The organism is Mesorhizobium sp. 2RAF21 (assembly GCF_052115345.1).
Classification (GTDB): Bacteria; Pseudomonadota; Alphaproteobacteria; order Rhizobiales; family Rhizobiaceae; genus Mesorhizobium; species Mesorhizobium terrae.
Genome location: NZ_JBFRGM010000019.1, coordinates 65,392 through 82,866, shown reverse-complemented (window position 1 = coordinate 82,866; position 17,475 = coordinate 65,392). Strand labels below are relative to the sequence as shown.

The following is a 17,475-nucleotide window of genomic DNA, read 5'->3' as shown; positions in this document are numbered from 1 at the left end:
AGGCTTACCATGCCGCAGATTGGTCAATTCACCGCCGAAAAATCGGGCTTCGTCGGGCGCGTCCATACGCTCACGCTCTACCGCGACCTCACCATCGTTCCGGCCGAACCTTCGGAGGCCGAGAACGCGCCCGACTACCGCGTCCATCACGGCGCAGAAGACGGACCGGAGATCGGCGCGGGCTGGAAACGCACCGGCGAGAAGGCAGGCAGCTATGTCTCGCTGCTCATCGACGATCCCACTTTGCCGCAGCCGATCCGCGCCAATCTGTTCCGCAATGGCGACGATGAATCCTCATGGTCGCTGCACTGGAACCGCCCGGCTAAGCGCGCCGAGCGGGACTGAAGACGATGCGCCATCCCGTCAGGATCGCATTCAAAGCCGCCATCCCTTGGTTCGCGGAAAAGCCCTCTCATCCCTTCGTCCCGCTCGACGATCAGACGGCCGGCGCGCGCAGCGAAGGTCAAGGGCGGCCAACGGCCGGCGCTTGTCGCGCACCCTTGACCGCAGCGAGCACGCTGGCAGGCTGGGCTCGAAGCGGAGACAGCGCGGTCTCGCGCTATGCCGTTCTCCTGCTCGCCGGCGTTCTGGCCGTCGGCGCCTTGCCGGGCGCTGCGCCGGCCCAGGCGCGGCCGATCGAGCGTCCGGCGACGGCCGATGCCTATGCCGCTCCGATCGCGGAAGCGGCGCAGCGCTTCCGCATTCCGGCGGCCTGGATCAGGGCTGTCCTGCGCGCCGAGAGCGCGGGCGATGTGCGCGCGATCTCCTCGGCCGGCGCGATGGGCTTGATGCAGATCATGCCCGACACCTGGGCGAGGCTGCGCCTCCGTTATCGCCTCGGCAATGACCCCTATGACCCGCGCGACAACATTCTCGCGGGCGCCGCCTATCTGCGCGAGATGTTCGACCGCTACGGCGATGTCAGCGCGATGCTCGCCGCCTACAATGCCGGTCCCGGCCGCTACGACGGCCATCGCACGACCGGCCGGCCATTGCCTGCCGAGACCCGCGCCTATGTCGCCCAGCTTGCGCCGCTGATCGGCGGCGGCGAAGTCACCGCTCCGGTGGTCGTCGCTGCTGCCGACCCGCAGTCCTGGAGCCGTGCGCCGCTGTTCGTGGCGCGACCGGAGCGCACGCCGAGCGCTGATCCTGTGCCGCCCGGCGAGCACGTCGCCAAGATCTCGGCTGCACCATCGGTGCGCGACGTCTCTGCGATCACGCCGCAACCCGGCGGCCTTTTCGTTTCCCGCGTCAGCCCCGGAGAACCGCGATGAGGACCAAGGTCCAGTGGCTGAACGTGGTCGTTCCATTGTGCAGGTCGGCAGTGTGGGGTCAGGACCGAAGATCGGCAGGAGGGGCAGAACGGGCAGAGAGGCGGGAGGGCAAGATTAAAGCGGACGGCACCCCATGGGGCCGATCTGCCGGGCAAGCCCTTGTCTGCACACTGTTGGGGGTGGCACCCTCGAATGGAGGGCATGGTGCCGCCATCCGGCGGAACGCCAGCCTTTGCAAGGCTCTCGGCGGCACTCTAGCCGGAAATCCCACTCATCGGCAGGATCCGCGCCGATGAGCGACGACGAGAACCACTTCCGCCCACGGCCAGGCCGCATTCGATCGGATGCGCGCGGCGGCGCCAAGACCAAGAGCTTCTTCACCAAGGTCAAGAAGATCGCCCGCCAGCATGGCGGATCGCCATCGCGCGGGGCGCGTGCCGCTGCCACGGGCCGCGCCGCCAAGGATGGATCACGATCGGCATTGGCGAGCGGCCGGGGCGTGAAGCGCGGCCGCGGCGCGGCCTTCGTGCGCGCCCGCAACCTCTCGGATGGCTGGAGCCATCGCCAGCCCGGCAGCCGCCGCGTCATCGTCAAATCGCGCTCCGTCCGCGCCGCCGGCAAGAACGGCCGCGCGGCCGCCCATCTGCGCTACATTCAGCGCGACGGAACCTCGCGCGACGGCGAGCGCGGCCAGCTCTACTCGGCGACCGCGGATCGCGCCGACGGCGATGCCTTCCTCGATCGCGGCAAGGATGACCGCCACCAGTTCCGCTTGATCGTCTCGCCCGAGGATGCGGCCGACCTTGCGGACCTGACCGGCTACACGCGCGACCTGATGAGCCAGGTCGAAGCCGACCTCGGCACGAAGCTCGATTGGATCGCGGTCAATCACCTCAACACCGGCCATCCCCATGTCCATGTTATCGTCAACGGCCGCGACGAGCTGGGCGAGGATCTGGTCATCAACGGCGACTATATCGCCCACGGCGTCCGCGAACGCGCCAGCGCGCTCGTGACGCTCGAACTCGGTCCCGTCACCGAGATCGAGCAGCAGAGCAAGCTCTCCGCCGAAATCGGTCAGGACCGCTTCACCCGCATCGACCGCGCCATGATCGCAGAGGCGCGCCACGGCCTGGTCGATCTTCGTCCCGAGCCCGGCGATCCGCGCGGCATCGCCAGCCGGGCGCTTCGTCTGGCCCGGCTTGGCAAGCTGGAAAAGATGGGGCTTGCCACCGAGCATGCGCCGGGCGTCTGGGAGTTGAGTGACCGACTTGAGCCCACCCTGCGCGAGCTGGGCGAGCGCGGAGACATCATCCGCACCATGCAGAAGGTGCTTCGGGCGGAGGGACAGGAGCGCGATCCGGCCAGCTTCCAGATTCATGACGGCGCGGCAGGCGCGCCGATTGTCGGCCGCGTCATCGACAAGCATCTCGCCGACGAACTGGGCGAGAACATCACCCTGGTTGTCGACGGGATCGATGGCCGCGCGCACCATGTCTCCGGCTTCGATGCGGGTCGCGTCGAGGATGCGCGTATCGGCAGCATCGTTGAGATCGGTCCGGCCGATATGGCGGCCCGGCCTTCGGATCGCGCCATTGCCGTTATGACCAAGGACGGCGTCTATCAGCCGAGCCGCCATCTGGAGCAGGCCCGGTTCGACGGCCGCGTGCCCGGTGGCGACTACGAAGGCTTCGTCGATGCCCATGTCCGCCGGCTGGAGGCGTTGCGCCGCGCCGGCATCGTCGAGCGCATCGACGCCGACCGCTGGCGCATCCCCGAGGATTTCGAGAGCCGGGCAGCCGCCCATGACGCCGGCCGCAGTGTCCGCGTCAATATCCGCGTCCTCTCGGCCTTCGATCTGGAAAGCCAGATCGGGGCGGACGGCGCCACCTGGCTCGACCGCCGGCTGATCGCAGGCGAGGCGTCCGATCTGGCGCCGGCTGGCTTCGGACAGGCCGTCGCCCAGGCGATGGACCGCCGCCGCGAACATCTGATCGACCAGGGTGATGCCACCCGCCAGCCGACCGGCCGGGTGTTCTATCGCCGCAATCTGCTTGCCACGCTGCGCGAGCGTGAGGTCGCGCGCGCCGGCGCCGAGCTGGCGGTGTCAAAGCCCATGCCGTTCCGCGCCTCCGGAGACGGCGAGACCGTGAGCGGCACATTCACCGGCACCGTCCAGCTCGCGAGCGGCAGATTTGCCATCGTCGAGAAGAGCCATGAGTTCACCCTAGTCCCCTGGCGGCCGGTCATCGAGCGCCAGCGCGGCCGCGAGGTTATCGGCGTGGTCCAGGGCGGATCGGTATCCTGGCAGCTCGGGAAACAGCGGGAACTCGGGCTATGACCGCCATAATGCCCGACAATGTCATGACAAAGGAGGCCGAACATGCTATATAGTCGATCAGGAGGCGTCACCATGGCCAATGCAACCCGATCCGAGAAACTCGACCTGCGGCTGACGCCGGAGGCCAAGCGCGTGCTGAACGCCGCGGCCCAAGCCGAGCGACGGTCGGTCAGCGAGTTCGTGCTGGAAAGCGCGCTCATCCGTGCCCAAGAGACCTTGCCGGACCGCCAGCATTTCGGGCTGGACGCGGAGCGCTGGCAAGCCTTCCTCGCCGCGCTCGATGCACCGCCCCGTCCGTTGCCGAGGCTGAAGCGGCTCCTGAACGAGCCCGGCCTGTTCGAGCATCCCGGCGAATAGCCCCGTGGCGCTCCGTATCGAGAAGCTGCGGCGCGAGCATCGCGTCGAGGGGTTCGATTGCGGCAAGTAGCCGCTCAACCGCTTCCTGATCCGCTTCGCCCTGCAAAGCCAGCTTTCCAACAGCGCGCAGACCTATCTCGCCCTCTCGGACGATGAGGTGGTCGGCTATTACACCCTGACCTATGGCGACGTGGCCTATGACGATGCGCCCGGGCGGTTGAAGAAGGGCGTCGCCCGTCATCCGGTTCCCCTGATGATCCTCGCACGCCTCGCGGTGGCCAGCGCCTGGTCAGGCAAGGGGATCGGCTCCGGCCTGCTCAAGGATGCGCTCGGCCGCACGCTCGCCGCCGCCGAAATCGCGGGCCTGCGCGCTTTTGCCGTCCATGCCAAGGATGAGGAGGCGCGAGCCTTCTACGAACATTTCGATTTCATCGCGTCGCCCAGCGATCCGATGCACCTGTTTGTGCTCCTCAAGGACGTTCGCGCCCTGATCGGCCGCTAGCGGAGGGGTTGGGATTTTCGCCCGCCGGTTCGTTTGGGGGCCTCTGCGGTCGATTCGATCTCTTTCAGGATTTCGGCAGCCGAAACGCCCAGCGCCGCAGCAATATCGACGAACTCGATGACATCAATCCGTCGCTCATCGTTCTCATATTTGGCGACAAAGGATTGCGGCCTGCCGAGCGCTGCGGCAATTTCGGCCTGGGTCATACCTTTCGCCTTGCGTGCTTCGACGAGCAGGGACAGGAGACGCTGCTGTCGGGATGTGCGCAAGGACTTCTGCATTCGGAACGGCGCTCCATTGATGAAGGGAGGCCATTTCGGTAATCCTGATATGGGATTATCCCAGTTCAGGATTTTTGGTGCTGTTGGCCCTGAAGGGAGGGCGTTCGATGCGCGTCAGACCCAAGCTTGATCCCGATGTCGATGACGAGGCCCCGAGCGGCCCCGAGATCACGACTTATGACGAAGAGCATTATGTGACCTATCTGCGTTTGCTGGATGCGCAGACGGACGGAGCGGACTGGTCCGAGGTGGCGCGGATCGTGCTGCACCGCGATCCGGTCGCCGAGGAAGACCGCACAAGGGCCTGCTGGGAAAGCCATCTCGCCCGCGCGCAATGGATGACCAAGCAGGGCTACCGCCGCATTCTCCAGCAGGCCGTCGCGGAGGCGACGCAAGAGGCTCAGGGCAAGACACGGCACTAAGCGAACCATCCGATTTCTACGCCATGGTATCCGGCGGCACGCCGATATGTCTTTTCTGTTGAGTCTCGCGAAAACGCCTATTCTCTGATCGGCTCCATCTCTTTTGCCGATTGGAGCCTGTATGCGTGGAGGCCGAATACTCTGGGGTCAGATCGCCGTTGTCCTGACCGTTGTGCTGTTGACGACATGGGCGGCGACGCAATGGACCGCATGGCGGCTCGGCTTTCAGGCGCAGCTTGGCGCCCCATGGTTCAAACTGGCGGGCTGGCCGGTCTATTCTCCACCGGCTTTTTTCTGGTGGTGGTTTTCGTTCGACGCCTATGCGCCATCCATCTTCCTGGAGGGAGCGGCGATCGCCGTATCCGGCAGCTTCATCGCCATCGCCGTCGCCATCTTCATGTCGCTCATCCGGGCGCGCGAGGCGCGCAATGTGGCGACCTACGGCTCCGCCCGCTGGGCCGACGACCGGGAAATCCGCGCCGTCGGCCTGCTTGGTCCCGATGGCGTCGTGCTCGGCCGGCACATCCAGGATTATCTGCGCCATGACGGCCCCGAACATGTGCTGTGCTTCGCCCCGACGCGGAGTGGCAAGGGTGTCGGGCTCGTTGTGCCGACGCTGCTTACCTGGCCGGGAAGCTGCATCGTCCACGACATCAAGGGCGAGAACTGGACCCTGACCGCCGGCTTCCGCGCCAAGCATGGCCGCGTGCTGCTGTTCGATCCGACCAATGCACAATCGTCCGCCTACAATCCGTTGCTGGAAGTCCGGCGCGGCGAATGGGAGGTGCGCGACGTCCAGAACATCGCCGACATCCTGGTCGATCCCGAAGGCAGCCTCGACAAGCGCAACCATTGGGAGAAGACAAGCCACAGCCTGCTGGTCGGCGCGATCCTGCACGTCCTCTATGCCGAGCCCGACAAGACGCTGGCGGGCGTCGCCAACTTCCTCTCCGATCCGCGCCGGCCAGTCGAAGCGACGCTGCGCGCGATGATGTCGGCGCCGCATCTGGGCGAAGCGGGCGTCCATCCCGTCGTTGCTTCCGCCGCGCGCGAGCTGCTCAACAAATCAGAGAACGAGCGATCCGGCGTGCTGTCGACCGCCATGAGCTTCCTTGGCCTCTATCGCGATCCGGTCGTGGCGAAGGTGACGGCGCGCTGCGACTGGCGCATCGCCGATCTGGTCGGGGACCGGCGGCCGGTCACCCTCTACCTCGTCGTGCCGCCGTCCGACATCAACCGCACCAAGCCCCTGATCCGCCTGATCCTCAACCAGATCGGCCGGCGGCTCACCGAGGAATTGAAGGCGTCGAACAAACGCCATCGCCTGCTGCTCATGCTCGACGAGTTTCCCGCGCTCGGCCGATTGGACTTTTTTGAGTCCGCCTTGGCCTTCATGGCCGGCTACGGTCTCAAGAGTTTCCTGATCGCGCAGAGCCTCAACCAGATCGAGCGCGCCTATGGGTCGAACAATTCGATCCTCGACAATTGCCATGTGCGCGTCGCCTTCGCCGCCAATGACGAGCGCACCGCCAAGCGTGTGTCGGATTCGCTCGGCACCGCGACGGAGCTGCGCGATTCCACTAACTATGCCGGCCATCGGCTGGCGCCGTGGCTCGGGCACCTCATGGTGTCGCGCCAGGAGACGGCGCGGCCGCTCCTGACGCCCGGCGAGATCATGCAGCTTCCGCCCAGCGACGAGATCGTCATGGTGGCGGGCACGCCGCCGATCCGGGCGAAGAAGGCGCGCTATTTCGAGGATGCGCGCTTCAAGGAGCGCATCCTGCCGCCGCCCGATCTTATCGCGCCGCGAGCCGCAGCGACGATGACGGATGAATGGTCGGCGCGTGTGATCGCGCCATCGGCCGCAGCGGCGGCAACCACAACAAGCGACGGCGCCGATGGCGATCCGGCCAATGCCGGCATCCGCCGCGAGCCGGAATTGCCCGAGCATGAAGAGATCGTCCCGGCCGCGCGGCCGCCCGAGCAGGAGTTTGATCTTTTGGACGATGAGCCCGACGTGGACGCCGCCAAGGCGCGAGCGCTGCGCCAGCGTATTCGCATCGTCGCCCGGCAGGCGACGATGGACCCGGCCGACGGCATCGAATTGTAGGAGATGCCGGTGCAGGCCAAGACCCGCATGAACGTCTATTTCGACCCCGGCCTACTGAAGCAGGTCGAGGCGCTGGCGCTCCGGCGCAATGTCTCCAAATCCGCGGTGATCGAAGCAGCCGTCGCGTCCTTCCTCTCGGCCGACGCCTCCGAACGGCTCGAGGCCGTGTTCGCACGCCGCATGGACAAGCTCGGCCGCCAGATCGATGGGCTCGACGAGGATATCGCCATCCTGGGCGAGACCGTCTCGCTGTTCATCCGCTTTTGGCTCACTATCACGCCGCCATTGCCCGAAAGCGCGCAAGCCTCGGCGCGCGCGAAAGGAACGGAACGCTTCGAAGGCTTCATGCAATCGCTCGGTCGGCGATTGGCGACCGGCGACAGGTTCCTGAAAGAGCTTTCGCGCGATGTCGACTCGCTGCGCGACGGCGCAGACCATGCGCTCTTCAAGACAAACGGCGATCCAGGCTGAATATTCAACTCCGCCGATTGCCGCCTTTTCTTCGCCATGGCCGCACGCATCGAGATACTTGTTGAACCGACCCGATTTCCGGCTCTTTTAATCATCCCCGTCAGGGGACTGCATGCCGCGTCCCCGCCAGCACGGGGACAAGATGACGACCACGCACCAGCAATCCGAGGCGATCCAGCGGGGCGCGCGCATGCTGCGCACGGCGTTCGGACCTGCCATCGCTGGCTTCCTGGAAGACCCGTCCATTGTCGAAGTGATGCTGAATCCCGACGGGCGGCTCTGGATCGACCGTCTCTCCAGCGGGCTTGAGGATACCGGCCGTAAGCTGCCGGCAGCCGACGGCGAGCGCATCGTCCGCCTGGTCGCCCATCACGTCGGTGCCGAAGTCCATGCCGGCGCGCCGCGTGTCTCCGCCGAACTCCCCGAGACCGGGGAAAGGTTCGAGGGTCTTCTTCCGCCTGTGGTCGCGGCTCCAGCCTTCGCGATCCGCAAGCCCGCCGTCGCAGTGTTCACCCTCGACGACTATGTCGCAGCGGGCATCATGTCGACAGCGCAGGCCGAGACGTTACGCGAAGGCGTCGCTGCGCGCGCGAACATTCTGGTCGCCGGCGGTACGTCCACCGGCAAGACCACGCTGACCAACGCATTGCTCGCAGAGGTCGCGAAGACCGACGATCGCGTCGTCATCATCGAAGATACGCGCGAACTGCAATGCGCCGCGCCGAACCTCGTGGCGATGCGCACGAAAGACGGCGTCGCCTCTCTCTCCGATCTCGTTCGCTCTTCGCTGCGTCTTCGCCCCGATCGTATTCCGATCGGCGAGGTGCGCGGCGCCGAAGCCCTGGAACTGCTCAAGGCCTGGGGCACCGGCCATCCCGGCGGCGTCGGCACGATCCATGCCGGCAGCGCGATCGGTGCGCTGCGCCGAATGGAACAGCTCATCCAGGAGGCCGTCGTCACCGTCCCGCGCGCGCTGATCGCCGAGACGATCGACATCGTTGCCGTCCTCTCCGGCCGCGGCTCGGCGCGCCGGCTCTCCGAGCTCGCACGCGTCAAGGGCCTCGGCCTCGATGGCGATTACCGCGTCGCGCCGGCCGTCATCGAGGGCACCGGCGGCCCGACCTCGCTCACCCCAAGCCCTGAAGGAGAACGCCTGTGATCCAACGCCTGCGCTCAATGTGCCGGACTCAAGTCCGCCGCCGTCTCGCCATGACCGTGTCCGTCGCCACGCTGTCTGTGATGATGGCCGCGCCCGCCCATGCCTCCGGCTCGTCAATGCCGTGGGAGCAGCCGCTGCAACAGATCCTGCAGTCGATCGAAGGCCCGGTCGCCAAGATCATCGCGGTGATCATCATTATCGTCACCGGCCTGACGCTCGCCTTCGGCGACACATCAGGCGGCTTCCGCCGGCTGATCCAGATCGTCTTCGGCCTGTCGATCGCCTTCGCGGCGTCGAGCTTCTTCCTGTCGTTCTTCTCGTTCGGCGGCGGAGCGCTCGTCTGATGACGGGCGGTGTCGAACAGGGCGGCGATGTCCCAGGCTACACGGCTCCCGTTCACCGGGCGCTGACCGAGCCGATCCTGCTCGGCGGCGCGCCGCGCGCCATCGCCATCATGAACGGGACGCTCGCTGGCGCCGTTGGCCTCGGCCTTCGCCTCTGGTTGGTCGGCATCGCCATCTGGGCGATCGGCCATGTCGCGGCGGTGTGGGCCGCGAAGCGCGATCCGCTCTTCGTCGACGTGGTGCGCCGCCATCTGCGCGTCCCCGCGCACCTCTCGGTCTGACGGGGAGCGCGCCGATGATGAACCTCGCCGAATATCGTAACCGCAACAGCCGGCTCGCTGACTTCCTGCCCTGGGTCGCGCTGGTTGGCGCCGGCATCGTCCTCAACAAGGACGGCAGCTTTCAGCGCACCGCGCGGTTTCGCGGCCCCGACCTCGACAGCGCCGTCCCGGCCGAGCTGGTCGCCGTCGCCGGCCGCCTCAACAACGCCTTCCGTCGCCTCGGCTCCGGCTGGGCGATCTTCGTCGAAGCCCAACGCCACCCTTCGAACCTCTATCCCGACAGCCGCTTTCCCGACGCTGCCTCCGCGCTGGTCGATGCCGAGCGCAGGGCGGATTTCGAGGAGGCCGGCGCGCATTTCGAGTCGAGCTATTTCCTGACCTTCACCTATCTGCCGCCGGCGGAAGACGCCGCGCGCGCCGAATCCTGGCTCTATGAGGGACGGGAGAAGTCGGGCCTCGACCCCAACGAGGTGATCACCGGCTTTGCCGATCGCACCGATCGCATTCTGCGCTTGGTCGAAGCCTTCATGCCGGAATGCCGCTGGCTCGATGACGCGGAGACGCTCACCTATCTCCACGGCTGCGTCTCGACCAAACGGCACCGTGTCCGCGTGCCCGAGACGCCGATCTATCTCGACGCGCTTCTCGCCGACCAGCCGCTGACCGGCGGGCTCGAACCGCGCCTTGGCGCCTCGCATCTGCGCATCCTCACCGTCACAGGCTTTCCAACGGCGACGACGCCAGGCCTGCTCGACGAGCTGAACCGTCTCGCATTTCCGTATCGCTGGTCGACGCGCGCGATCCTGCTCGACAAGACCGACGCGACCAAGCTGCTGACCAAGATCCGGCGGCAATGGTTCGCCAAGCGCAAGTCGATCGCCGCGATCCTCAAGGAGGTGATGACCAACGAGGCATCCGTCCTCGTGGACACCGATGCCGCGAACAAGGCGGCTGATGCCGATCTCGCGCTCCAGGAACTCGGCGCTGACTATGCCGGCATGGCCTATATCACCGCGACGGTGACGGTGTGTGATGACGATCCGCGCATAGCCGACGAGAAGTTGCGGCTAGTCGAGAAGGTCATCCAGGGCCGCGACTTCACCGCGATGGCCGAGACCATCAACGCGGTGGACGCCTGGCTCGGATCACTGCCCGGCCACGTCTATGCGAACGTCCGCCAACCTCCGATCTCCACGCTCAATCTCGCCCACATGATCCCGCTGTCTGCGGTGTGGGCGGGCGAGGTGCGGGACGAGCATTTTGCAGCGCCCCCACTGCTCTTCGGCAAGACCGAAGGCTCGACCCCGTTCCGGCTTTCGCTTCATGTCGGCGACGTCGGCCACACGCTGATCGTCGGCCCGACCGGCGCAGGCAAGTCCGTGCTGCTGGCGCTGATGGCGCTCCAGTTCCGACGCTATGCCCGCGCCCAGGTCTTCGCCTTCGACTTCGGCGGCTCGATCCGGGCGGCGGCGCTCGGCATGGGCGGCGACTGGCACGATCTTGGTGGCGATCTCAGCGATGGCGCCGTCGACAGCGTCAGCCTTCAACCGCTCGCCCGCATTCACGACGTGCCCGAGCGCGCCTGGGCGGGTGACTGGATCGTGTCGATCCTGACTCGCGAGGGTGTCGCGATCACGCCCGAGGCGAAGGAGCACATCTGGACGGCGCTGACCTCGTTGGCGTCGGCGCCCATAGAGGAACGTACCATCACCGGCCTGGTCGTGCTGCTCCAGTCGAATGATCTCAAGCAGGCGCTCCGGCCCTATTGCGTCGGCGGTCCCTACGGCCGGTTGCTCGACGCCGAGCGCGAGCATCTCGGATCGGCCTTTGTTCAGGCGTTCGAGACCGAAGGGTTGATCGGCACCGACGCGGCGCCCGCGGTCCTTTCCTATCTCTTCCATCGCATCGAAGACCGGCTCGACGGCTCGCCGACCCTCCTCATCATCGATGAGGGCTGGCTGGCGCTGGACGATGACGGCTTCGCCGGCCAGCTCCGTGAGTGGCTGAAGACGCTGCGCAAGAAAAACGCCAGCGTCATCTTCGCCACGCAAAGCCTGTCGGACATCGACGGCTCGGCGATCGCGCCCGCCATCATCGAGAGCTGCCAGACCCGGCTTCTGCTGCCGAATGAGCGCGCGATCGAGCCGCAGATCACCGCGATCTACCGGCGCTTCGGCCTCAATGACCGCCAGATCGAGATCATCGCGCGGGCAATGCCGAAGCGCGACTATTACTGCCAGTCCCGTCGCGGCAATCGGCTGTTCGAACTCGGCTTGTCCGATGTGGCGCTCGCGCTCTGCGCCGCGTCGTCGAAGACCGACCAGGCGGCCATCGCCCGCATCGTCGCCGAACATGGACGCGACGGCTTCCTCGCCGCCTGGCTCGATCACCGTGAGGTCGGCTGGGCGGCTGACCTCATCCCCACGCTCATCAACAAGGAGACGTCCCAATGAAACTGCGCAATTCCCGCGCAGCGCGGTTCGCTGCCGCGCTGCTGATCGCTCCCGTCGCGCTCACGCCGATGCTGGCGACGCCAGCTCACGCGATCATCGTGTTCGATCCCTCGAACTATGCACAAAATGTGCTGACGGCAGCGCGATCGCTCCAGCAGATCACCAACCAGATCACCTCACTTCAGAACGAAGCGCAGATGCTGATCAACCAGGCGCGCAACCTTGCGAGCCTGCCGTACTCATCGCTCCAACAGCTTCAGCAGTCGGTTCAGCGGACGCAACAGCTCCTCCAGCAGGCCCAGAACATCGCCTATGACGTCCAGCAGATCGACCGGGCGTTCCAGCAGAAATACGGCAACGTCTCGATGTCGGCGACGGATCAGCAGCTCATCACCGATGCTCGCTCGCGCTGGCAGAACACGGTCGGCGGCCTGCAGGATGCCATGCGCGTGCAGGCCGGCGTCGTCGGCAACATCGACACCAACCGCGCCCAGATGTCGGCGCTGGTCGGCCAGAGCCAGGGCGCAACCGGCGCGCTTCAGGCGACGCAGGCCGGCAACCAGCTTCTCGCGCTTCAGGCCCAGCAGCTCGCCGATCTCACTGCCGTCGTCGCGGCCAACGGTCGGGCACAGGCATTGCAGTCGGCCGAGCAGGCCACCGCTGCCGAACAGGGTCGCGAGCAACGCCGACGCTTCCTGACGCCGGGCTCAGGCTACCAGCCCGGCAATGCGCGCATGTTCCCGAGCAGCGGCAACTGAGGCTGGCGTGATGGACGGCAAGACCCTCGCGCGCGTCGGCGCCATCGTCTTCGTCGCGGTCGCCATCACGGCGACCGCGATCGAGATGAACCGCAAGGACGTTTCGCCGGACGCCCTCGCGACGCAGGGCCGTCCCGTCGCCGCACAAGATCCTCTCGCCGCCGAATTGCTTCGCTGTTCCGAGATCGGCGAGGCTGGCACGAGCGATCCCGGCTGCCTGAAAGCATGGGCCGAGAACCGTCGCCGCTTCCTCGGGCAACCAGCCCAGACATCCTTACCGACACCGGTTGCGCCGACGACGTTGTTTCGGAGTGCGCCGGCGGATCTGGCTGATCCCGCCCGGCCGGAGATCCGCTGACATGGGCGGCACCGGCGTCATCGACCATTTCCTCGAGGTCTTCACACGCTACATCGACGGCGGATTCGGGCTGCTCGGCGGCGAGGTGGGCTTCATCGCCACCACGCTCATCGTCATCGACGTGACGCTCGCCGCGCTCTTCTGGTCGTGGGGCGCCGACGACGACATCATGGCGCGCCTCGTCAAGAAGACCCTCTTCGTCGGCGTCTTCGCCTACCTGATCTCCAACTGGAACAATCTCGCCCGTATCATCTTCGAGAGCTTCGCGGGTCTCGGCCTGAAAGCGTCGGGCACCGGCTTTGCCGTCAGCGATCTCATGCGCCCGGGCAAGGTGGCACAGACCGGCCTCGATGCCGGCCGCCCGCTGCTCGACTCCATCTCCAACCTGATGGGCTACTGGTCGTTCTTCGAGAACTTCATCCAGATCGCCTGCATGTTTTTCGCATGGGCGCTGGTGCTGCTGGCGTTCTTCATCCTCGCGATCCAGCTCTTTGTCACCCTGATCGAGTTCAAGCTGACGACGCTGGCCGGCTTCGTCCTCATTCCCTTCGGCCTGTTCGGCAAATCCGCCTTCATGGCCGAGCGCGTGCTGGGCAACGTCATCTCCTCCGGCATCAAGGTGCTGGTGCTCGCTGTCATCATCGGCATCGGATCGACGCTCTTTTCCGAATTTACCTCCGGGTTCGGAGGCAACACGCCATCAATCGACGACGCCATGGCGATCGTGCTCGCCGCGCTTTCGCTGCTCGGTCTCGGCATTTTCGGCCCCGGCATCGCCAACGGCCTGATTTCGGGTGGTCCGCAGCTCGGCGCCGGCGCGGCCATTGGCACTGGTCTTGCCGCCGGCGGCATGGTCGCCGCAGGTGCGGCCGCCGCCGGCGCAGTCGCCTCGGGTGGCGCTGCGCTAGCTGGCGGTGCTGCCGCCGCGGCTCGTGGAGGCGCAGCCCTCGCGGGCGGCGCCTCCACCGCCTACAGCCTCGGCGCGGCCGGACAATCGGGCGCATCGGGCGTCGCCTCTGGCCTGGGCAATGTTGCGAGCACCGGCGCGAGGGCGGCCGTCTCACCGTTGAAGCGCGCGGCCGGCCGCGCCGCCGACAGCCTGAAGCAGAGCTATCAGGCCGGTGGCCAGGCCGCGACGGAGATCGCCACGGGCGCACCCGGGGCAACGACGGCAACCGCTGCAGAGACCGCATCTCCGGGAGCCGCATCTTCCACCAGCGACGGCCCGCCAGCCTGGGCGAAGCGCATGAAACGCTCCCAGCAAATGTCCCACGGCGCCTCCGCGGCCGCCCACGCCGTGCGCAGCGGCGACAGCCATGGCGGCGGCTCCTCCGTCAACCTCTCCGAAAGCGACTGACAATGTTCAAACGACCATCCACCCACTACGGCAAATCCCCTCAGCCCGAGACGCCTTATCAGCGCGCCGCGCAGGTCTGGGACGACCGGATCGGCTCAGCCCGCGTCCAGGCTCGCAACTGGCGCTACATGGCCTTCGGCTCATTGGTACTCGCGGCCGGTCTTTCGGCGGCGCTGGTCTGGCAGTCCGCCAATGGCTCGATTGTGCCCTGGGTGGTGCAGGTCGATCGGCTCGGCCAGGCGCAGGCCGTCGCGCCGGCGACCGCCGACTATCAGCCGAACGATCCGCAGATCGCCTTCTATCTCGCGCGCTTCATCGAGCAGGTCCGCTCGATCCCGTCCGACGCCATCATCGTGCGGCAGAACTGGCTGCGCGCCTACGACTTCACGACCCAGGGCGGCGCGCTGGCGCTCAATGACTATGCGCGCGCCAACGACCCCTTCACCAAGGTCGGCAAGCAGCAAATCGCGATCGAGGTATCGTCGGTCATCCGCGCCTCGCCGTCGAGCTTCCGCATCGCTTGGATCGAGCGCCGCTATCAGGACGGCTCGCTGGCTTCCACCGAGCGCTGGTCCGCCATCCTCACCGTCGTTGTGCAGCCCCCGCGCGATGCCGACACGCTGCGGAAGAATCCCCTCGGAATCTACATCAACGCCATCAACTGGTCGAAGGAGCTTGGACAATGACACCAGCACTCCGCAAAGCCGCCCCCTGGAGTGCGGGGCGTCCGGCTTTCCTCAGCCGCGCCATGCCGGGTTTCCGTAAATCCGGCTTGCCGCTTCTCCTACTTTGCACATCGGCGCTCGCCGGCTGCGCCACCCATACGCCACCGCCCGAAATTTCCTATGACGATGCCGCGCCCGCCGTCATCGCCGCCGATCCGCCGAAACCCGTGCAGGTCGTAGAGTTGCCGAAACCGCTCCCGCTGCCCGGTCAGTTGAAGCCAGTCGGCAAGGACGGGAAGCCCGAGCCGGAGCCGGTCGATCCCGCCGCGCGCGTCAATCAGGCCAACGCCGCCGCACGCGTCCAACCCGTCCGCAACGGCTTCATCAACTCGATGCAGGTCTATCCCTTCGTCGATGGCGCGCTCTATCAGGTCTATGCCTCGCCGGGGCAGATCACCGACATCGCGCTTCAGCCCGGCGAGCAGCTCGTCGGCTCCGGTCCCGTCGCCGCCGGCGACACCGTGCGCTGGATCATCGGCGACACCGAGAGCGGCGTGGGCACCGCCAAGCAGATCCATATCCTCGTGAAGCCAACCCGCGCCGAGCTGATGACCAATCTCGTCATCAACACCGACAGGCGCACCTATCACATGGAGCTGCGCGCGACGCCCGCGACCTACATGGCGTCGGTGTCCTGGCAATATCCACAGGACCAGCTCATCGCGCTGCGCCGCCAGAACCAGCAGGCGGAGGCCGCGCAGCCGGTGTCGGGCGGCATTGATCTCGCCCGTGTCAATTTCCGCTACGAAGTGACAGGCGATCGTGCGCCATGGCGACCGCTACGCGCCTTCGATGACGGTCGCCAAGTGTTCATCGAATTTCCGCGCGGCATCGGTCAGGGCGAGATGCCACCGCTGTTCGTTGTCGGGCCGGAGGGCGACACATCCGAACTGGTGAACTACCGGGTACGCGGAAACTACATGATCGTCGACCGGCTGTTCGCCGCCGCCGAGCTGCGGTTCGGTGCGGGCAAAGACCAGAAGCGCGTCCGCATCTCCCGCACCGACGGGAGGCCGGCATCGTGAGCGACGAACGCGATCCCGAAAAGGAAGAAGGTCGGGCGCCGGGTTCGACGCCCCAGCCTCAGCCGGCCGACGATGATGACACCCGGCCGCTCACCGGCGAGCCGGCTGTGACGATGCGCCTGCGCGCCGAGCCGCCGCGTGTGACCCGCCTGTCCCGCAAGGTGCTGGCCGGTCTCGGTCTCGCTGCCAGCCTCGGTGTTGGCGGCGCGCTGATCTATGCGCTTCAGACCCGTCACCAGGGCCAGGGACAGGAACTGTATTCGACCGACAATCGCTCGACCCCGGACGGGCTCGCTGGCTTGCCGAAGGATTATTCCGGCGTCCCAAAGCTCGGCCCGCCGCTCCCCGGCGATCTCGGCCGCCCGATCCTGAATGCGCAGAATGGCGCTACAGTCCCGCCGATCAGCGCGCCAGCATCAGGCCCGGTGGGACCGACCCCCGAGGAGCAGCGCCGGGCGCAGGAGCTGGAGGCGGCGCGGACCGCACGGTTGTTCGCCTCGACCGAGACTCGGCCCGCCAGTGCTGGGGCCTTGGCACAGCCCACCGCGACCGCCACGCCGCCGGCCGATCTCGCCAGCCTCGGCCTCGCGCCGCAGCCAGCGACGCCATCCGCGCAGGATCGCCAGCTCGCCTTCCTCAACCAGGCGCCCGACAAGCGCACTGTCGCGCCGGATCGGGTGGCCGCGCCGGCGTCGAAGAACGTCCTGCAGGCCGGCGCCGTCATCGCCGCCGCGCTCATCACCGGCATCCGCTCCGATCTTCCCGGCCAGATCACCGCGCAGGTGACGGAAAACGTCTATGACAGTCCGACGGGCAAGATATTGCTTGTGCCCCAGGGCACGCGCGTCATCGGTCAATATGACAGCGGCGTCGGCTTCGGTCAGCGGCGCATACTCCTCGTCTGGAACCGGCTGATCTTCCCCAATGGCCGCTCCATCGTTCTGGAGCGTCAGCCTGGCGCCGACGGCGAGGGATACGCCGGCCTCGAGGATGGTGTCGATTATCATTGGGGCGAACTGTTCAAGGCCGCCGCGCTCTCCACCATCTTGAGCGTCGGCGCGCAGGCCGGTTCATCGGGCCAGGAGAGCGACATCGTTCGCGCTCTACGACGCGGGGCTTCGGACAGCATCAACCAGACGGGTCAGCAGATCGTTCAGCGCCAGCTCAACATCGCGCCGACCCTGACCATCCGGCCGGGCTTCCCGGTCCGCGTCATCGTCACGCGCGATCTCGTTCTCGAATCCTACGGAGGCTGAC

At 66.7% G+C, this 17,475-nt stretch carries 19 protein-coding genes; 18 read left to right on the top strand and 1 reads right to left on the bottom strand.

Going from position 1 to position 17,475, the window contains the following annotated elements:
• Positions 1-9: 9 nt before the first annotated feature.
• From AB4136_RS26170 to AB4136_RS26150, 5 genes are all read left to right on the top strand, one after another.
• Positions 10-345 carry a DUF736 domain-containing protein gene (locus AB4136_RS26170; RefSeq protein ID WP_024925066.1) on the top strand — a complete coding sequence of 112 codons (336 nt, stop codon included), beginning with the start codon at positions 10-12 and terminating at the stop codon, positions 343-345.
• A 5-nt stretch (positions 346-350) separates the two neighbouring features.
• Entirely contained in the window at positions 351-1,274 is a 924-nt protein-coding gene (locus tag AB4136_RS26165; protein WP_024925067.1) for a lytic transglycosylase domain-containing protein, read from the top strand.
• A 133-nt stretch (positions 1,275-1,407) separates the two neighbouring features.
• Positions 1,408-3,615 (top strand): relaxase/mobilization nuclease domain-containing protein, encoded by a 2,208-nt coding sequence (locus AB4136_RS26160; RefSeq protein WP_377817870.1) that lies wholly within the window; start codon positions 1,408-1,410, stop codon positions 3,613-3,615.
• A 72-nt stretch (positions 3,616-3,687) separates the two neighbouring features.
• Entirely contained in the window at positions 3,688-3,972 is a 285-nt protein-coding gene (locus AB4136_RS26155; RefSeq protein ID WP_024925069.1) for a type II toxin-antitoxin system TacA family antitoxin, read from the top strand.
• A gap of 85 nt (positions 3,973-4,057) precedes the next feature.
• The gene (locus AB4136_RS26150) at positions 4,058-4,474 is read left to right on the top strand and encodes a GNAT family N-acetyltransferase (RefSeq protein WP_377817875.1); all 417 of its coding nucleotides are present in this window, start codon (positions 4,058-4,060) and stop codon (positions 4,472-4,474) included.
• Here the strand turns inward: AB4136_RS26150 and AB4136_RS26145 are convergent.
• Positions 4,471-4,755 carry a helix-turn-helix domain-containing protein gene (locus tag AB4136_RS26145; protein WP_024925071.1) on the bottom strand — a complete coding sequence of 95 codons (285 nt, stop codon included), beginning with the start codon at positions 4,753-4,755 and terminating at the stop codon, positions 4,471-4,473. The two genes, AB4136_RS26150 and AB4136_RS26145, sit on opposite strands and share 4 nt — an antisense overlap.
• A gap of 107 nt (positions 4,756-4,862) precedes the next feature.
• On the opposite strand from AB4136_RS26145, the gene AB4136_RS26140 reads away from it, so the two are divergent.
• From AB4136_RS26140 to AB4136_RS26080, 13 genes are all read left to right on the top strand, one after another.
• On the top strand, positions 4,863-5,177 hold the full coding sequence (locus AB4136_RS26140) for a DNA -binding domain-containing protein (RefSeq protein ID WP_024925072.1): 315 nt from the start codon (positions 4,863-4,865) through the stop codon (positions 5,175-5,177).
• 121 nt (positions 5,178-5,298) lie between these two features.
• The gene (locus AB4136_RS26135; RefSeq protein ID WP_024925073.1) at positions 5,299-7,287 is read left to right on the top strand and encodes a conjugal transfer protein TraG; all 1,989 of its coding nucleotides are present in this window, start codon (positions 5,299-5,301) and stop codon (positions 7,285-7,287) included.
• Positions 7,288-7,296: 9 nt separating this feature from the next.
• On the top strand, positions 7,297-7,758 hold the full coding sequence (locus tag AB4136_RS26130) for a CopG family transcriptional regulator (RefSeq protein ID WP_024925074.1): 462 nt from the start codon (positions 7,297-7,299) through the stop codon (positions 7,756-7,758).
• Positions 7,759-7,900: 142 nt separating this feature from the next.
• Positions 7,901-8,917: a P-type conjugative transfer ATPase TrbB gene (gene trbB, locus AB4136_RS26125; RefSeq protein WP_024925075.1), complete on the top strand. Its 1,017-nt coding sequence runs from the start codon at positions 7,901-7,903 to the stop codon at positions 8,915-8,917.
• A gap of 50 nt (positions 8,918-8,967) precedes the next feature.
• Entirely contained in the window at positions 8,968-9,261 is a 294-nt protein-coding gene (locus tag AB4136_RS26120; protein WP_377799202.1) for a TrbC/VirB2 family protein, read from the top strand.
• Positions 9,261-9,542: a VirB3 family type IV secretion system protein gene (locus AB4136_RS26115; RefSeq protein ID WP_024925077.1), complete on the top strand. Its 282-nt coding sequence runs from the start codon at positions 9,261-9,263 to the stop codon at positions 9,540-9,542. The genes AB4136_RS26120 and AB4136_RS26115 overlap by 1 nt, the downstream gene beginning before the upstream one ends.
• 14 nt (positions 9,543-9,556) lie before the next feature.
• Positions 9,557-11,995, top strand: coding sequence for a conjugal transfer protein TrbE (gene trbE / locus AB4136_RS26110; protein ID WP_024925078.1), 2,439 nt, complete (start codon positions 9,557-9,559; stop codon positions 11,993-11,995).
• Positions 11,992-12,753, top strand: a complete 762-nt coding sequence (gene trbJ, locus AB4136_RS26105; protein WP_024925079.1) for a P-type conjugative transfer protein TrbJ — start codon at positions 11,992-11,994, stop codon at positions 12,751-12,753. Before trbE ends, trbJ begins: the two co-directional genes overlap by 4 nt.
• A 10-nt stretch (positions 12,754-12,763) precedes the next feature.
• Entirely contained in the window at positions 12,764-13,111 is a 348-nt protein-coding gene (gene trbK-alt, locus AB4136_RS26100) for a putative entry exclusion protein TrbK-alt (RefSeq protein WP_024925080.1), read from the top strand.
• Position 13,112: 1 nt separating this feature from the next.
• Entirely contained in the window at positions 13,113-14,468 is a 1,356-nt protein-coding gene (gene trbL, locus AB4136_RS26095; RefSeq protein ID WP_024925081.1) for a P-type conjugative transfer protein TrbL, read from the top strand.
• A 2-nt stretch (positions 14,469-14,470) separates the two neighbouring features.
• Positions 14,471-15,154: a conjugal transfer protein TrbF gene (trbF, locus tag AB4136_RS26090; protein ID WP_024925082.1), complete on the top strand. Its 684-nt coding sequence runs from the start codon at positions 14,471-14,473 to the stop codon at positions 15,152-15,154.
• The gene (gene trbG / locus AB4136_RS26085; RefSeq protein ID WP_024925083.1) at positions 15,151-16,218 is read left to right on the top strand and encodes a P-type conjugative transfer protein TrbG; all 1,068 of its coding nucleotides are present in this window, start codon (positions 15,151-15,153) and stop codon (positions 16,216-16,218) included. Before trbF ends, trbG begins: the two co-directional genes overlap by 4 nt.
• A complete protein-coding gene (locus AB4136_RS26080) occupies positions 16,215-17,474 on the top strand; it encodes a TrbI/VirB10 family protein (RefSeq protein WP_137900807.1) in 1,260 nt (419 codons plus the stop codon). Before trbG ends, AB4136_RS26080 begins: the two co-directional genes overlap by 4 nt.
• The last annotated feature ends 1 nt before the right edge of the window (position 17,475 follow it).

Excerpts from the sequence above, each read along its gene's own strand:
- AB4136_RS26170 (WP_024925066.1), top strand. The coding sequence starts at position 10 with ATGCCGCAGATTGGTCAATTCACCGCCGAAAAATCGGGCTTCGTCGGG.
- AB4136_RS26165 (WP_024925067.1), top strand. The coding sequence starts at position 351 with ATGCGCCATCCCGTCAGGATCGCATTCAAAGCCGCCATCCCTTGGTTC.
- AB4136_RS26160 (WP_377817870.1), top strand. The coding sequence starts at position 1,408 with ATGGGGCCGATCTGCCGGGCAAGCCCTTGTCTGCACACTGTTGGGGGT.
- AB4136_RS26155 (WP_024925069.1), top strand. The coding sequence starts at position 3,688 with ATGGCCAATGCAACCCGATCCGAGAAACTCGACCTGCGGCTGACGCCG.
- AB4136_RS26145 (WP_024925071.1), bottom strand. The coding sequence starts at position 4,755 with ATGCAGAAGTCCTTGCGCACATCCCGACAGCAGCGTCTCCTGTCCCTG.
- AB4136_RS26140 (WP_024925072.1), top strand. The coding sequence starts at position 4,863 with ATGCGCGTCAGACCCAAGCTTGATCCCGATGTCGATGACGAGGCCCCG.
- AB4136_RS26135 (WP_024925073.1), top strand. The coding sequence starts at position 5,299 with ATGCGTGGAGGCCGAATACTCTGGGGTCAGATCGCCGTTGTCCTGACC.
- trbB (WP_024925075.1), top strand. The coding sequence starts at position 7,901 with ATGACGACCACGCACCAGCAATCCGAGGCGATCCAGCGGGGCGCGCGC.
- AB4136_RS26120 (WP_377799202.1), top strand. The coding sequence starts at position 8,968 with ATGACCGTGTCCGTCGCCACGCTGTCTGTGATGATGGCCGCGCCCGCC.
- AB4136_RS26115 (WP_024925077.1), top strand. The coding sequence starts at position 9,261 with ATGACGGGCGGTGTCGAACAGGGCGGCGATGTCCCAGGCTACACGGCT.
- trbE (WP_024925078.1), top strand. The coding sequence starts at position 9,557 with ATGATGAACCTCGCCGAATATCGTAACCGCAACAGCCGGCTCGCTGAC.
- trbJ (WP_024925079.1), top strand. The coding sequence starts at position 11,992 with ATGAAACTGCGCAATTCCCGCGCAGCGCGGTTCGCTGCCGCGCTGCTG.
- trbK-alt (WP_024925080.1), top strand. The coding sequence starts at position 12,764 with ATGGACGGCAAGACCCTCGCGCGCGTCGGCGCCATCGTCTTCGTCGCG.
- trbL (WP_024925081.1), top strand. The coding sequence starts at position 13,113 with ATGGGCGGCACCGGCGTCATCGACCATTTCCTCGAGGTCTTCACACGC.
- trbF (WP_024925082.1), top strand. The coding sequence starts at position 14,471 with ATGTTCAAACGACCATCCACCCACTACGGCAAATCCCCTCAGCCCGAG.
- trbG (WP_024925083.1), top strand. The coding sequence starts at position 15,151 with ATGACACCAGCACTCCGCAAAGCCGCCCCCTGGAGTGCGGGGCGTCCG.